The sequence below is a fragment of the Rhizobium sp. CCGE 510 genome, from assembly GCF_000292525.1.
Taxonomy (GTDB): Bacteria; Pseudomonadota; Alphaproteobacteria; order Rhizobiales; family Rhizobiaceae; genus Rhizobium.
Genome location: NZ_AEYF01000018.1, coordinates 104560 through 119673 on the forward strand (window position 1 = coordinate 104560; position 15114 = coordinate 119673).

The 15114-nt window shown below is 60.9% G+C and carries 15 protein-coding genes; 5 read left to right on the forward strand and 10 right to left on the reverse strand.

What is annotated here, in order from left to right; translation table 11 throughout:
* Window positions 1-206: 206 nt before the first annotated feature.
* Entirely contained in the window at window positions 207-512 is a 306-nt protein-coding gene (locus RCCGE510_RS09040) for a flagellar basal body rod C-terminal domain-containing protein (protein WP_007629221.1), read from the forward strand.
* 212 nt (window positions 513-724) lie between these two features.
* Here RCCGE510_RS09040 and sufA read toward each other — a convergent pair whose 3' ends face one another.
* From sufA to RCCGE510_RS09080, 8 genes are all read right to left on the reverse strand, one after another.
* Window positions 725-1117, reverse strand: coding sequence for a Fe-S cluster assembly scaffold SufA (gene sufA / locus RCCGE510_RS09045; RefSeq protein WP_007629222.1), 393 nt, complete (start codon window positions 1115-1117; stop codon window positions 725-727).
* 92 nt (window positions 1118-1209) lie between these two features.
* On the reverse strand, window positions 1210-1590 hold the full coding sequence (locus RCCGE510_RS09050) for an SUF system Fe-S cluster assembly protein (protein ID WP_007629223.1): 381 nt from the start codon (window positions 1588-1590) through the stop codon (window positions 1210-1212).
* A 12-nt stretch (window positions 1591-1602) separates the two neighbouring features.
* Window positions 1603-2844, reverse strand: coding sequence for a cysteine desulfurase (locus RCCGE510_RS09055; RefSeq protein ID WP_007629224.1), 1242 nt, complete (start codon window positions 2842-2844; stop codon window positions 1603-1605).
* Between the two features lie 12 nt (window positions 2845-2856).
* Complete coding sequence (gene sufD / locus RCCGE510_RS09060; protein WP_007629225.1) at window positions 2857-4131, reverse strand: Fe-S cluster assembly protein SufD; 1275 nt, start codon at window positions 4129-4131, stop codon at window positions 2857-2859.
* A gap of 24 nt (window positions 4132-4155) precedes the next feature.
* A complete protein-coding gene (sufC, locus tag RCCGE510_RS09065; RefSeq protein ID WP_007629226.1) occupies window positions 4156-4911 on the reverse strand; it encodes a Fe-S cluster assembly ATPase SufC in 756 nt (251 codons plus the stop codon).
* 41 nt (window positions 4912-4952) lie between these two features.
* Window positions 4953-5219, reverse strand: a complete 267-nt coding sequence (locus RCCGE510_RS09070; protein ID WP_007629227.1) for a hypothetical protein — start codon at window positions 5217-5219, stop codon at window positions 4953-4955.
* Window positions 5219-6688: a Fe-S cluster assembly protein SufB gene (gene sufB, locus RCCGE510_RS09075; protein WP_007629228.1), complete on the reverse strand. Its 1470-nt coding sequence runs from the start codon at window positions 6686-6688 to the stop codon at window positions 5219-5221. The genes RCCGE510_RS09070 and sufB overlap by 1 nt, the downstream gene beginning before the upstream one ends.
* A 161-nt stretch (window positions 6689-6849) precedes the next feature.
* Entirely contained in the window at window positions 6850-8016 is a 1167-nt protein-coding gene (locus RCCGE510_RS09080; RefSeq protein WP_007629229.1) for a cysteine desulfurase family protein, read from the reverse strand.
* A 217-nt stretch (window positions 8017-8233) separates the two neighbouring features.
* Between RCCGE510_RS09080 and RCCGE510_RS09085 the strand changes: the two genes are divergently transcribed.
* Both RCCGE510_RS09085 and RCCGE510_RS09090 read left to right on the forward strand, forming a co-directional pair.
* Window positions 8234-8911 carry an alpha/beta hydrolase gene (locus RCCGE510_RS09085; RefSeq protein ID WP_007629230.1) on the forward strand — a complete coding sequence of 226 codons (678 nt, stop codon included), beginning with the start codon at window positions 8234-8236 and terminating at the stop codon, window positions 8909-8911.
* Between the two features lie 133 nt (window positions 8912-9044).
* On the forward strand, window positions 9045-10220 hold the full coding sequence (locus tag RCCGE510_RS09090) for an acyltransferase (RefSeq protein WP_007629231.1): 1176 nt from the start codon (window positions 9045-9047) through the stop codon (window positions 10218-10220).
* 58 nt (window positions 10221-10278) lie between these two features.
* Here RCCGE510_RS09090 and RCCGE510_RS09095 read toward each other — a convergent pair whose 3' ends face one another.
* Complete coding sequence (locus tag RCCGE510_RS09095) at window positions 10279-11397, reverse strand: anhydro-N-acetylmuramic acid kinase (protein WP_007629233.1); 1119 nt, start codon at window positions 11395-11397, stop codon at window positions 10279-10281.
* A gap of 131 nt (window positions 11398-11528) precedes the next feature.
* Here RCCGE510_RS09095 and tyrS point away from each other — a divergent pair, with 131 nt between their 5' ends.
* Window positions 11529-12785: a tyrosine--tRNA ligase gene (gene tyrS / locus RCCGE510_RS09100; RefSeq protein WP_007629234.1), complete on the forward strand. Its 1257-nt coding sequence runs from the start codon at window positions 11529-11531 to the stop codon at window positions 12783-12785.
* Window positions 12786-12866: 81 nt separating this feature from the next.
* Here tyrS and RCCGE510_RS33235 read toward each other — a convergent pair whose 3' ends face one another.
* Window positions 12867-13151, reverse strand: a complete 285-nt coding sequence (locus tag RCCGE510_RS33235) for a hypothetical protein (RefSeq protein WP_081525691.1) — start codon at window positions 13149-13151, stop codon at window positions 12867-12869.
* A 198-nt stretch (window positions 13152-13349) separates the two neighbouring features.
* Between RCCGE510_RS33235 and RCCGE510_RS09105 the strand changes: the two genes are divergently transcribed.
* The gene (locus tag RCCGE510_RS09105) at window positions 13350-15011 is read left to right on the forward strand and encodes an alpha-amylase family protein (RefSeq protein WP_007629235.1); all 1662 of its coding nucleotides are present in this window, start codon (window positions 13350-13352) and stop codon (window positions 15009-15011) included.
* Window positions 15012-15114: the final 103 nt, after the last annotated feature.

Sequence of the window (15114 nt, forward strand, 5' to 3'; positions counted from 1 at the left end):
GTCGGGATAGGTGGGGACATGCCGAAATCAATCGGCACATGCCACCGGCTCTACGGCCACCGGCGCGTGGCTATCATCCCGTTTCAATCCAGAACAGATATGGCCGCACGATGCCCGATCTATAGGTCTTCGCTAACGCAATGCCTTCAGCATTCCCTAAGTCCTTGCGGGTTAAAAGACGATCATCCAGTTCTGGGGAAACGTTGATGAACATATCGGGTATTACGAGCACCGCTCTTTCGGGAATGCGGGCGCAGACGACCCGGATCGGCGCGATCGCCAACAACGTCGCAAACAGCAGCACGCCGGATTATGCCAGGCTGAACACCAGCCTCACATCCCTCGAGCCGGGTGGTGTCCAAGCCGTCGTCAGCCCCACATCGTCGGATGTCGATCCGGCCACCGAACTGACCGACCTGCTCGAAGCCGAGCAGAGCTACAAGGCCAATGCCGTGGTCTTCGAGAGCGGCGCGGATATGTGGGAAATGCTGATGAGCATCAAGCGCGACTGAGTGCGAGCCGTAAGATCGAAACAGACCTATGCCGATCCGCGCCAATTGCGCGGATCGATGCCATGCGGGAATTTCGGGATGTCGTTTTTGTCAGAGGAAAGCCGGGTTCAGTACGAGATTGCACCCGACCGGCCATGATCTCGGCGACGACGAGCCGGATTTCATCGGGGCTTGGCTGGCGGAGAATTTCCCACCAGCCTGAGGCGCAGGTATCAGGAATGCGCCGGTTCGTTTTGGCGCTGTGCGGCAAGGGCCGCAAGATCGGCCGGCTTCAGCTCGACGGATTCGCCGCAGCCGCAGGCCGATGTCTGGTTCGGATTGGTGAAGGTAAAGCCCGAGCGCAGCGTCGTCGCCTCGAAACCCATTTCGGTGCCGAGCAGATAGAGCACGGCGGAGGGTTCGACCCAGACCTTGACGCCATCGCGCTCGATCAGATCGTCCTTGGCGTTCGGTTCGGTGACCAGGTCGATGGTATATTCCATCCCGGCGCAGCCGCCCTTCTTGATGCCGACGCGCACACCCTTGGCCTCCGGCCCGGAGTTCTCGACGATCGCCTTGACGCGGGCCGCAGCCCCGTCCGTCATGCTCATCACTGCAAAGCCCATCGGCCCATTCTCCTTCCACAACCGGGGTCAAGATCCGGCGCTTCGTGATTCAAATGTAGTCGTCGCAAGTAAACGGATCAATACCAGCCGCCTCAATACCAGCCGACTGCGACCTGCGCCTCTTCGGACATCCGATCCGGCGTCCACGGCGGATCGAAGGTCATCGCCACTTCGACACCCGACACACCTTCGACGGCGCTGACGGCATTTTCGACCCAACCCGGCATCTCGCCGGCAACCGGGCAGCCGGGGGCGGTCAACGTCATCATGATCTTCACCATCCGGTCGTCCTCGATGTCGATCTTATAGATCAGACCGAGTTCGAAGATGTCGGCTGGAATTTCCGGATCGTAGACGGTCTTCAGCGCGCTGATGACGTCATCACTGAGCCGCGCCAGCTCATCGGCCGGTATGCTGGAATGCACGATGCCTTCGCGCACGTCGATCTTCTGTTCGCTTTCGTCCAGGCTCATCACGGACACTCCTCAAGCAAAGAACTTGCGCGCATATTCAAGCGCATCGGCCAAGGCATCGACCTCGGCGCGGGTATTGTACATGCCGAAGGATGCACGGCATGTGGAGGTGACGCCGAAGCGTTTCAAGAGCGGCATGGCGCAATGCGTACCGGCCCGCACCGCAACGCCCTGCCGGTCGATCACCATCGAGACGTCATGGGCATGGATGCCGGCAAGCTCGAAGGAAAAGATACTGCCCTTATCGGGCGCCGTTCCGAAGACCCTCAGCGAATTGACCGATTTCAGCCGTTCGACAGCATAAGCGGCAAGATCGGCTTCATGCCGGGCGATCGCCTCGCGGCCGACCTTCTCCATATAGTCGAGCGCGTAACCGAGCCCGATCGCCTGCACGATCGGCGGGGTGCCGGCCTCGAAGCGATGCGGCGGATCATTATAGGTGACAGCGTCCTCGGCAACGTCGAAAATCATCTCGCCGCCGCCCTGGAACGGGCGCATCTGGGAAAGCCGCTCCTTCTTGCCGTAGAGCACGCCGATGCCGGAGGGGCCATAGAGCTTGTGGCCGGTCATCACATACCAGTCGCAATCGATATCCTGCACGTCGACCGGCAGATGCACCGCACCCTGCGAACCGTCGATCAGCACCGGAATGCCGCGTTCATGCGCGATGCGGCAGACTTCCTTGACGGGAACGATCGTGCCGAGCGCATTCGACATATGAGTGATGGCGACCAGCTTGGTGCGCTCCGTCAGGCTCTTTTCGAAATCCTCGATATGGAAGGCGCCCTCGTCATCGACGGGCACCCAGACCAGCTTGGCGCCCTGCCGCTCGCGGATGAAGTGCCAGGGCACGATGTTGGAATGGTGCTCCATGATCGTCAGGACGATCTCGTCGCCCTCGCCGATCTCAGGCATGCCCCAGCCATAGGCGACAGTGTTGATCGCCTCCGTCGAATTCTTGGTCAAGACGATGTCGTTGACCGAAGGGGCATTGAGGAAGCGGCGCACCTTCTCGCGCGCTGCCTCATAGGCATCCGTGGCGGCATTGGAGAGATAGTGCAGGCCGCGATGCACATTGGCATACTCGTGGCTATAGGCATGCGATATGGCGTCGATCACCACCCGCGGCTTCTGCGCCGAGGCGCCGTTGTCGAGATAGACCAGCGGCTTGCCGTGCACCTTCTCCGCCAGGATCGGAAAATCCCGGCGGATGGCGTCGACGTCGTAGGGCGTGGCCGGCACGATCTTATCCATTGCTATATCCGATCAGGCGTGCTTTTCGAGCCAGGCCGAAATCACGCCTTCCAGCGCCTCGACCAGGGCCTCGTCTTCCAGTTCCTCGACGATCTCGGCGACGAAAGCGTTGACGAGCATCGCCCGTGCCTTGTTCTCCGGGATGCCGCGCGCCATCAGATAGTAGAGATGATTGGCGTCGATATCGGTCACCGTCGCCCCATGGCCGCACTGGACGTCGTCGGCGAAGATCTCTAGCTCGGGCTTGACCGAGAATTCGGCATCGTCCGACATCAGCAGCGTGTTGCAGGCCATCTTAGCATCGGTCTTCTGCGCATCGGGCGCCACCCGGATCATGCCCTGGAAAACACCCTTGGCGCGGTCGAAGACGACGTTGCGGATCACTTCGGTCGAGCCGGTGTGCGGCACGTCGTGGCCGAGCACCATCGTCACGTCGGTATGGCTCTCACCGCCGAGCAGGTTGATGCCGCGCAACGTCAGATCGGCGCCCTCGCCCGTCACCTTGATATGCAGCTCCTGGCGCACCAGTTTGCCGCCGGCGTTGATGACGAACAGGCGAAGCTTGGCGTCAGCGCCGAGATCGATGCGGATCTGGCCGAGATGCGTATCCTCGGCTCCTTGCTGCTGCAGGATGATCCAGGTCAGCTCGGCGCCCTCGCCGACGGTGATGTCACTGACGTGGGACACCAGCGCCGCATCGCCGGTCACCGTAAGGTGACGCTCGATGACGGTTGCCTTGACACCGGCGCCGAAGGCAACGGGAAGGCGTGTATGCACCTGTCCGCCGGCATGGACGAACTGGATTTCGAGCGGACCTTCTAGCGCGGTATCGGCAGGCACGTCGACGACATAGCCGTCGCGCACGAAGCTGCCATTGATGCGGCCGACCGCGTCGTCGCTGTCAAGTGCATCGAGCCCGTCAGCGGCCGAGCCGTCAAGCAGGTGTTCTGAATAGGCCGAAACGCCAAGACCGTCGGCGGCAGCCTTCTGGTTGGCATGGCCCTGGATTACCGCCAGCACCGTCGATCCGCCAGCCAGCGGCTCAAGCGCATCGGAGCCGGCGTCGCCAACCTGCGGCGGCAAGGCGCGTAGCAGGTTTTTCAGATCGGTGTAGTGCCAGGCTTCGATGCGGCGCGTCGGCAAGCCGGCCTTCTTCAGATCGTCGAGAAGCCGGTCGCGCAGCGCCGTCACCGCGCCATTGCCCGGCAGATCGCCGATCTGGTTGTTGAAGGCCTCGATCAGCGCCGTTTCAGCCACGGTCAGGCGGCTCGTCGTCTGCATGTTCATGGACGTCGTCCTTTCCACCCGAACTCAGGCCGCCGCGCCGATGATATCGGCATAGCCGTTGGCTTCCAGCTCATGCGCCAGCGTCTTGTCGCCCGACTTGATCACCTGGCCCTTGTAAAGCACGTGGACAGTATCCGGCACGATATAGTCGAGCAGGCGCTGGTAATGGGTAATGACCACGACGGCGCGATCCGGCGAACGCAGCGCGTTGACGCCGTCGGCGACGATCTTCAGCGCGTCGATGTCGAGGCCAGAATCGGTTTCGTCGAGCACGCAGAGCCTCGGCTCCAGCAGCGCCATCTGCAGGATTTCGGCGCGCTTCTTCTCACCGCCGGAGAAGCCGACATTCAGCGGCCGCTTCAGCATTTCGGTGTTGATCTGCAGCTTACCGGCAGCATCCTTGACCCGCCGCATGAAATCCGGCGTCGTCAACTCGTCTTCGCCGCGCGCCTTGCGCTGCTCGTTCATCGCCACCTTCAGGAACTGCATGGTGGCGACACCCGGAATTTCCACAGGATACTGGAAGGCGAGAAAGATGCCCTTGGCGGCGCGTTCTGCCGGATCGAGCTCAAGAATGCTCTCGCCATTATAAAGAATGTCACCCTCGGTGACTTCGTAATCGCTGCGGCCGGACAGCACATAGGAGAGCGTCGACTTGCCGGAGCCGTTCGGCCCCATGATCGCCGCAACTTCGCCGGCCTTCACCGTCAGGTTCAGACCACGAATGATCTCGGTGCCGTCTTCGGCGATGCGGGCATGGAGGTTTCTGATTTCAAGCATTTCGTTCTTCCTGTCTCAGTCGGCCGCCTTGGGCCAAAATTTCACTTGGGGCTCTTCCATCCAGGGAAAACGCGTTCCATCAATTCTGATAAGTCATTGGCCATTTCGGCTGCTCTACCAAGCAGCAGCACAACGGCACACATGCCAAGAGATGAAAGCACGATCAGTTTGCCGATATCCCAGTCAGCGAAAGCGACAAACATTCCCACGATGACACCGGCCAGCGCTGTGGAGAACAAAAAAACCAGAGTGTTTACTACCCAATGCCTTCGTTCACCCGTCCGCCGAAGTCGCGGCGTTTCATTCATTACCCGACGCTACCTTCCAGCGAAATGCTGATCAGCTTCTGCGCCTCGACAGCGAATTCCATCGGCAGTTCCTGCAGGACTTCCTTGACGAAGCCGTTGACGATCAGGGCGATCGCCGCTTCGGTGGGGATGCCGCGCTGCAGGCAGTAGAACAGCTGGTCTTCGGAAATCTTCGAGGTCGTCGCTTCGTGCTCGAACTGCGCCGTCGAATTCTTTGCCTCGATGTAGGGCACCGTATGGGCGCCGCACTTGTCGCCGATCAGCAGCGAATCGCACTGGGTGAAGTTGCGTGCGTTCGACGCCTTGCGGTGGGCCGAGACCTGGCCGCGATAGGTGTTGTTGGACACGCCGGCGGCAATGCCCTTGGAGACGATGCGGCTCGACGTGTTCTTGCCGAGATGGATCATCTTGGTGCCGCTGTCGATCTGCTGATGGCCGTTGGAGACGGCGATCGAATAGAACTCGCCGCGGCTGTCGTCGCCGCGCAGGATGCAGGACGGATATTTCCAGGTAATCGCCGAGCCGGTTTCGACCTGCGTCCAGGAGATCTTCGAGCGGTCGCCGCGGCAATCGCCGCGCTTGGTGACGAAGTTGTAGATGCCGCCCTTGCCGTTCTTGTCGCCCGGATACCAGTTCTGCACCGTCGAATACTTGATCTCGGCATCATCGAGCGCCACCAGCTCGACCACGGCCGCATGCAGCTGGTTTTCGTCGCGCTGCGGCGCCGTGCAACCCTCCAGATAGGAGACGTAGGCGCCTTCTTCCGCGATGATCAGCGTGCGCTCGAACTGGCCGGTGCCCTTCTCGTTGATGCGGAAATAGGTCGAAAGCTCCATCGGGCAGCGAACGCCCTTCGGCACGAAGACGAAGGAACCGTCGGTAAAGACCGCCGAATTCAGCGTCGCGTAATAATTGTCCGAGGTCGGCACGACCGAGCCGAGATATTTCTGGACGAGATCGGGATATTCGCGGATCGCTTCCGAGATCGACATGAAGATCACGCCGGCCTTCTTCAGCTCTGCCTTGAAGGTGGTGACGACCGAGACGCTGTCGAAAACCGCATCGACGGCGATCTTCGGCCTCTCGACACCGGCCAGGATCTCCTGCTCACGCAGCGGGATGCCGAGCTTCTCATAGACCTTCAACAGCTCCGGATCGACCTCGTCGAGCGACTTCGGACCCGGCGTGCTCTTCGGCGCGGCGTAATAATAGATGTCGTTGAAATCGATCTTCGGATAGTCGACCCGCGCCCAGGTCGGCTCTTCCAGCGTCAGCCATCGGCGATAGGCCTCCAGACGCCATTCCAGCATCCACTCCGGCTCTTGCTTTTTGGCCGAAATGAAGCGGATGATATCTTCGGACAGGCCTTTCGGCGCCTTGTCCATTTCGATGACGGTCTCGAAACCGTATTTGTACTGGTCGACATCGATCAGGCGGACCTGGTCGATCGTTTCCTGCACGGCAGCCATTTCGTTCTCCAATCTCGCCGGATACAAGGTCCGGCAGCTTGTAGCGTATGGGCAATTCTCTTGCCCCGGGCAATTTCTTTGCCCTGATGTAGGTGGCCAAAAGGGACTTTTCAGCCCGATTGGCAAGCGGAAATTTGCGTTTCCGCAAGTTTATGACGCGGTCAGGCCGCCTCGCCCGCCGACCTTCGCCGGCAGGCAATCTTCGCGAAAGCCGCAATCGCCCTGTCAACATCCTCTTCCGTCGTCGAAAAGCCGAGCGAAATGCGCAGCGCTCCGAGCTTGGCATCGCGGCCCATCGCCGTCAGCACATGGCTTTCGCCGAGCCGACCGGATGAGCAGGCCGAGCCTGCCGAAAGCGCCACGCCTTCAAGATCGAAGGCGATCTGTCCGGTCTCGGCCTTCAGCCCTGGCAGCGTGAAAAAGATCGTATTGACGACACGCTCGCCGCCCGCGCCGTGGATCATCACATCGGCTGCCGCCTCGCGCATGCCGGCCTCCAGCCGCTCGCGTAGCGCGCCGATTTCCGCATTGCGCGGCTCGAGCTCATTGGCCGCGGCTTCCGCCGCCGCACCGAAGCCGATCAACGCCAGTGAATTCTGCGTCCCCGAGCGGTGACCCCGCTCCTGCCCGCCGCCCTGGATCAGTGGCCGTGGCATCAGCGCTTCGCCGCGGGCAATCAGCGCACCGGCGCCCTTCGGGCCGCCAATCTTGTGCGAGGAGACGATCATGAAATCGGCGCCGATCCTGCCGATATCGAGCCCGATGCGGCCGGCCGCCTGAACGGCGTCGACGACGAACAGCCCGCCATGGGCGTGGACGATCTTTGCCGCCGCCTCCACAGGCTGGACGATGCCGGTCTCGTTGTTGACGAGCATGATGGCGACCATCGGCAGGCCGGCGGCCTTGTCATGTGCAGCAAGCAGCGCGCCCAGCGCATCGAGGTCGACGATGCCGGCTTCCGTCACCGGGATCTCGGTCATCTTCTCCCTGGCAAACCGGCCGCCTTCGCGCACCGCCGGATGCTCGATCGCCGAAAAGTAGAGGCGGCCAAGCTGAAGCGGCGTGCGGCCCATGCGGAAATCCGGAGTCAGCACCAGATTGGCGGCCTCGGTGGCGCCGCTGGTAAAGACCACATTGCCGGCGTCGGTGCCGACCAGTGCCGCCACTTTGCGCCGTGCACATTCGATAGCGGCGCGGGCGGCACGACCCTCGCCATGAACGGAATTCGGATTGCCGAATATGTCGATGGCGCGCATGATCGCCGCGCGCGCTGCCGGGTGCAGCGGCGCTGTGGCATTCCAGTCGAGATAAAGGCGTGGCGGCGCCATGATCTTCAGTCCTGCGCTTGACGAGCTTGCTTTAGCACCCGCGGTTCATTTTTCTTGAAATTTCCGCCGGGCTTGCCTTATGACACATTCCACGATGCGTGGATCGCCATGCAAGTTTCGAATTGTTCTAAACTGCGTTTTAGAAAAGCTGACAACACTAGTCAAGTCATGTTGTCGTCCGACGCCGCGCGAACGCGAAATAAAACCCGGAGTACCAATGCCCGAAGTCATTTTCAACGGCCCAGCCGGCCGTCTTGAAGGCCGCTACCAGCCCTCCAAGGAAAAAAGCGCGCCCATCGCCCTGATTCTGCATCCGCATCCGCAGTTCGGCGGCACGATGAACAATCAGATCGTCTACCAGCTCTTCTACATGTTCCAGAAGCGCGGGTTCACGACGCTGCGCTTCAATTTCCGGGGCATCGGCCGCAGCCAGGGCGAATTCGACCACGGCGCCGGCGAACTCTCGGATGCCGCCTCGGCGCTCGATTGGGTGCAGAGCCTGCATCCCGATTCGAAGACCTGTTGGGTCGCCGGTTACTCCTTCGGCTCCTGGATCGGCATGCAGCTGCTGATGCGCCGGCCGGAGATCGAAGGCTTCATGTCGATTTCCCCGCAGCCGAATACCTACGACTTCTCCTTCCTGGCGCCCTGCCCCTCCTCCGGCCTGATCATCAACGGCGAGGCCGACAAGGTGGCGCCGGAAAAGGACGTCAACGGCCTGGTGGAAAAGCTGAAGACCCAGAAGGGCATTCTCATTACCCATCGCACCGTTTCCAACGCCAACCACTTCTTCAACGGCCAGGTGGAAACGCTGATGGGTGAATGCGAGGACTATCTCGACCGCCGCCTCAACGGCGAACTGGTGCCGGAGCCGGCCGCCAAGCGGATCCGCTAAAGCCGGTCATCCCCAAGCGGAGCCGGTCCGGGACCACCCGGCTCCTTTGTGTCAGAACAGATCACCTATCGTGTTGCAATCTATATTGCAGTGCGGTAGGTTCCTCGCGATCCTAACTAAAGCGAGGTCCGCAATGACCAAGTCGTTCGGGGAAGTCCTGGATAAGTATAGGGGTATTGGTCCGGGGTTCGACTTTCTTCGAATTGGGCTCGCCTTTTCTATCGTGTTGACCCATTCCTTTTTGCTGACAAGGAATGATGCCTTCATCAGGGGCTCGGTATTCTGGTTTACCGAATACGCTCTTGTTCCGATGTTTTTCGCCTTGAGCGGATTTCTGATCGCCGGCAGCGCCCAGCGTCTCAGCCTCCGGAATTTTCTGATCAATCGTGGCTTGCGCATCGTCCCGGCGCTTGCCGTCGATATCGTCGTTTGTTCGCTGATCATCGGGCCGATCATAACGATCGTCTATCACTCCGAATATTTTACCGATCCGCGATTTTTCAAATACTTCCTGAATATCGCCGGCTGGATCCATTACGAGCTGCCGGGTGTTTTCCAGGATAATCCGAGCCAGCGTGTCAACGGCGCACTCTGGACGGTTCCCTGGGAGATCTTCTGCTACATCATCATGTCGTTCCTGATGGTCACCGCCATCGTCAAGACCCGCTACAAGCTGCTCGCCGTGACGGCCGCCTATATCGTCATCGGCCTCATCGTGCAGAAGATGCCCTATCTGTTCCCGGGCTCGGTCAAGCCGATCGCGCGCTTCCTGTTCATGAGCCGGGGCTCGCAGCTGATTACGGCGTTCATGATGGGCATCGTCGCCTTTCAGTTCAAAGCGGTCATTCCGTATTCCCGCTGGCTATTCGCCGCCGCCTGCCTGGTTTGCCTCGTCGCCATTCTGACCCTCGACAGCCGTGCTGTGGAGTCGGTGATCAACCGGCCGATCGTCATCACCTCGCTGGTTTACATCACCGTCTTCATCGGTCTGTCCGAGGTGCCCATTCCGGCCTTTTTCAGGAAAGGCGACTATTCCTACGGCGTCTACCTCTACCATGATCCGTTCCTGCAGATCTGGATCAGCGCGTTCCCCTCGGTCTTTCTCTACCCGAAATATGGTGCGCTGGCGCTCTATCTCGTCGGCCTGCCCTCGGCTCTCGCCGTTGCGGTGCTGTCCTGGCATTTCATCGAGAAACCGATCCTCGGTCTTCGCAAGAAGTTCTCGTTCATCGCCCAGGTCAGGGGCGTCGAGGATGGCAATCAGGCGGGACGCGAATCCAATGTCCGGCCGATTGCCGTAAAGAGTTAGATCTTTGCCGGCCGCATATCGGCAGTGGGCTTGAGCGTCTTCAGGACGACCCTCTCGCTCATGGCCTTGCCAGCACCCCGCCGCTGACGGGGGCGGCAACCCCCGTCGTGCCGGGAAATGTCAATGGCAGCCCGTCGAGCGAGCGGACGGCGAGATAGGCCCAGGCCTCGGCCTCCATCGCGTCGCCGTCGAAGCCCGCCTGCTCGGCGCTCAATACCCGCGATCCCTGCTCTTCGGCCATCGCCGAGAGTTCCGCCATCAAGGTGCCGTTCAGCCGCCCGCCGCCGCAGACGATATAGGTCGACGGCGTCTCGGGCAGAAAACCGGCGGATTTGACGATCGACGCGGCGGCGACATGCGCCAGCGTCCGGGCGCCGTCTTCAAGGCTCGCTTCCCCGGGCCGAAGCGGCGCGAAATCGCCGCGATCGAGCGAACGCCGGATATTGCCGCGAAAAAACGCGCTCTCCAGATATCGCTCCGCAAGAGCGGCGACCACCTTGCCGCGTCCGCCGATCTCGCCGCCGGGATCATAGGTTTTGCCGGTCTGCATCTCCACCCATTGGTCGATCAGCGTATTGCCCGGACCGCTGTCGAAGGCCGATATCCGGCCGTCCGTGCCGATGAAGGTTAGATTGGAAATGCCGCCGATATTGACGAAACACACCGCCTGTCCCGCCTGCTGGAACTTTCCGGCGAGTGCTGCGTGATAGGCCGGCACCAGCGGCGCCCCCTGGCCGCCATGGACCATATCGTTGGCGCGCATGTCATAGACCACCGATATGCCGGTTCGGCGCGCCAATTCCCCGCCGTCGCCGATCTGGAGCGTCAATCCCTCGTCGGGTCGGTGAAGCACCGTCTGGCCATGAAAGCCGAGAACATCGATATCACCGGCGGCGAACCCGAAACCCTCCAGGAATGCCGTTACGGCAATTGCATGCCTTTGGGTCAGCTCAAGCTCGATGTCGCCAAGTTCAGCCGGCCGCTCGTTCCTGTCGGTCAGCGGCTGCGCCAGTTCCAGCGCCCGTTTCAGTCGCTCGCGAAAATCGGCGTCATAGGGCACCCCCATGAACGGCCCACGCTCGATGAAGCCGCGGCCGTCGGTCCTGAGCAGCGCAACGTCGATTCCGTCCATCGACGTGCCGCTCATCAGGCCGATCGCGGTTCTGATGACATCCATGCGGCTTGCCTCCCCTGCGATTCCCGGATGCACTTTTATAAAAACAGTGCTAAACGCGCCGCGATAGATCAACAACAACGAACTTGCGCGAAGCCATATAGGTCAAGCGCAGACACCAAGAGACGAAAGCCATGTCCGAGTTCAAGTCCGATTTCCTCCGCACGCTGAAGGAGCGCGGCTTCATTCATCAGGTCTCCGATGAACGCGGCCTCGACGACCTGTTCGCCAAGGAAACCGTGACGGCGTATATCGGCTTCGATCCGACGGCGCCCAGCCTGCACGCCGGCTCGCTGATCCAGATCATGATGCTGCATTGGATGCAGAAGACCGGTCACCGCCCGATTTCGCTGATGGGCGGCGGCACCGGCATGGTCGGCGACCCCTCCTTCAAGGAAGAGGCGCGCCAGCTCATGACCGTGGATACGATCGAAGGCAACATCGCCTCGATCAAGCGCGCCTTCTCCAATTACCTGAACTACGGCGACGGTCCGAAGGACGCGCTGATGATCAACAATGCCGAATGGCTGCGCTCGCTGAACTACCTCGAATTCCTGCGCGATGTCGGCAAGCACTTCTCCGTCAATCGCATGCTGTCCTTCGACAGCGTGAAGACGCGCCTCGACCGCGAACAGTCGCTGTCCTTCCTGGAATTCAACTACATGATCCTCCAGGCCTACGACTTCGTCGAGATCGCCAAGCGCTACGACTGCCGCCTGCAGATGGGCGGCTCGGACCAGTGGGGCAACATTGTCAACGGTATCGATCTCGGTCACCGCATGGGGACACCGCAGCTTTACGCGCTGACCTCGCCGCTGCTGACGACGTCGTCCGGCGCCAAGATGGGCAAGTCGGCATCCGGCGCGGTCTGGCTGAATGCCGACCTGCTCCCCGTCTATGACTTCTGGCAGTACTGGCGCAACACCGAGGACGCCGACGTTTCGCGCTTCCTGAAGCTCTACACGACGCTGCCGATGGATGAAATCGCCCGTCTTTCGGCACTCGGCGGTTCGGAATTGAACGAGGTCAAGAAGATCTTGGCGACCGAAGTCACCGCGATCCTGCACGGCCGTCCGGCCGCCGAGAAGGCCGCGGAAACGGCGCGCAAGACCTTCGAGGAAGGCGGGCTCTCGGAAAACCTGCCTTCGGTCGACGTTCCCGCTTCAGAGCTCGACGCCGGCATCGGCCTTCTGTCGCTGATCGTGCGCGCCGGCCTCGCCTCATCGAACGGTGAAGCCCGCCGTCACGTCCAGGGCGGCGCGGTACGCATCAACGACGAGGCAGTCAGCGACGAGCGCAAGATGATCGGCAGCGGCGAGATCACTGCCGACGGCATCATCAAGCTCTCGCTCGGCAAGAAGAAGCACATCCTGATCCGCCGTGCGGCGTAAACGGCTTAAATTGCGAACAAATCAATGCCGGCGCCCGCGCCGGCTTTTTCTTTGTCCGACACACGAGGTGGCGCGCAACCCTCACTCAACTCCAGGCCGAGATGCCGTGTCCGTTCGTTCGGCCTCCCGGAAGACATAGGGTGGTGGATTGACGTCTGGCGCGGGCGTCACGCGAGACCACCAGCTGATCGAGAAGGTCGGCGGTGTCACCGTCGCGTCGAGAGGGACCGTCAGCACATGAGCGGAACGGATGAGCTCCGGCGGCCTCGGCCGCCCGCTCTTCTCCGCAGCGTATGACGCATGGTGACCGGCTGCGGCAGCCACCACCGCGACCGATATGACAGAGACTGTCCGAGTGCACTGCATGGCATCCTCCGCCATTGCGCCGACCGTTTTGCGGGCCGGGATTCACATTACATCAGAGTTGCCTAAAATAGGCAAAGCATCAATGTCGGACCGGTGAGTATAGGTCAGACTTAGCGAACCAGCCGCACGACGATCACTGCCTTCTCGGAACCTTTTCTGCCCGCCGGGATTTGCGACCAGATGGATTGGAGCGCCGGCATGATCAACGACCTCTGGTATAAGAACGCCGTCATCTACTGCCTGTCGGTCGAAACCTTCATGGATGCGAACGGCGACGGCGTCGGCGATTTTCAGGGGCTGATGCGCCGTCTCGATTATCTCTCCGGCCTCGGCGTGACAGCAATCTGGCTGATGCCCTTCCAGGCTTCGCCCGGTCTCGACGACGGTTACGACGTCTCGGATTATTACAATGTCGACCCGCGTTATGGCACGCTTGGAGACTTCGTCGAATTCACCCACGGCGCCAAGCAGCGCGGTATCCGGGTGCTGATCGATCTGGTGATCAATCACACATCCAAGGATCATCCCTGGTTCCAGGATGCCAGGAGCGATCCGCAGTCACGCTATCGCGACTGGTATGTCTGGTCTGAGAAGAAGCCTGCGAATGCCGATCAGGGCATGGTCTTCCCCGGCGTCCAAAAGACCACCTGGACCCATGACGAGAAGGCCAAGGCCTATTATTTTCACCGCTTCTACGATCACCAGCCCGATCTCAATACGTCCAATCCCGAGGTGCAGGCCGAAATCCTCAAGATCATGGGCTTCTGGATCCAGCTCGGCGTCTCCGGCTTCCGGATGGATGCTGCCCCCTTCATCATCGCCACGAAGGGCGCCGATGTCAGCAAGCCGGTCGAACAGTTCGACATGTTGAGAAAATTTCGCGAATTCCTGCAGTGGCGGCTGGGCGATTCCATCATCCTGGCCGAGGCCAACATCCTGCCGAAGGACAATTTCGAATATTTCGGCGACGATGGCGACCGCATGCAGATGATGTTCAACTTCCAGGTTAATCAGGCGCTGTTTTATGCTCTGGCCAGTGCCGATACGCGGCCGCTGAAGAAGGCGATGGAGACGACGAAACCGCGCCCGGCAACCGCGCAATGGGGCCTGTTTCTCCGCAACCATGATGAACTGGATCTCGGCCGGCTGTCGGAAAAGCAGCGCGGCGCGGTCTTTGCCGCCTTCGGACCCGAAAAGCACATGCAGCTCTATGACAGGGGTATTCGCCGTCGCCTGGCGCCCATGCTTGGCGGCGATCGGCGCAGGATCGAGATGGCCTACAGCCTGCTGTTCTCGCTGCCCGGAACGCCGGTCATCCGCTACGGCGACGAGATCGGCATGGGCGACGATCTCGCCTTGCCGGAGCGCAATTGCGCCCGCACGCCGATGCAGTGGTCGACGGAACCGCAAGGCGGTTTTACCAAAAGCAGAAAGCCTGTCTCGCCTGTCATCAAGGACGGCCCCTACGGTTTCCAGCATGTCAATGTCGCCGAACAGCGGCGCGATCCCAATTCGTTGCTGAACTGGACCGAACGGATGATCCGAATGCGCAAGGAAGCTCCGGAGATCGGCTGGGGAGATTTCTCAGTGGTCGACACCGGTGACGACGGTGTGCTGGCCCTTCGTTACGACTGGCGGGGCAATTCCGTGTTGATCCTGCACAATCTGCATGCCCAGCCGGCGGAAGTCACCTTCGATCCGGATAGAGGCGAAGACGGGCGACAGTTGATCGACATCGCCGACGGCGCCAGCAGCGAAGCGGATGAGAAAGGCTGCCACACCGTCGTGCTCGACGCCTATGGCTATCGCTGGTACCGCGTCGGCGGCCTCGACTATCTCCTCAGGCGCAAGGAGACTTGATGCATGTCGCCCGGAAGTGTGCAGCGGTTCCGGGATAACGACATGCGTAAAAACAAAGAACTAAAAGCGCGCCGCATGATTCAAATTTGATGCGACGCGCTTT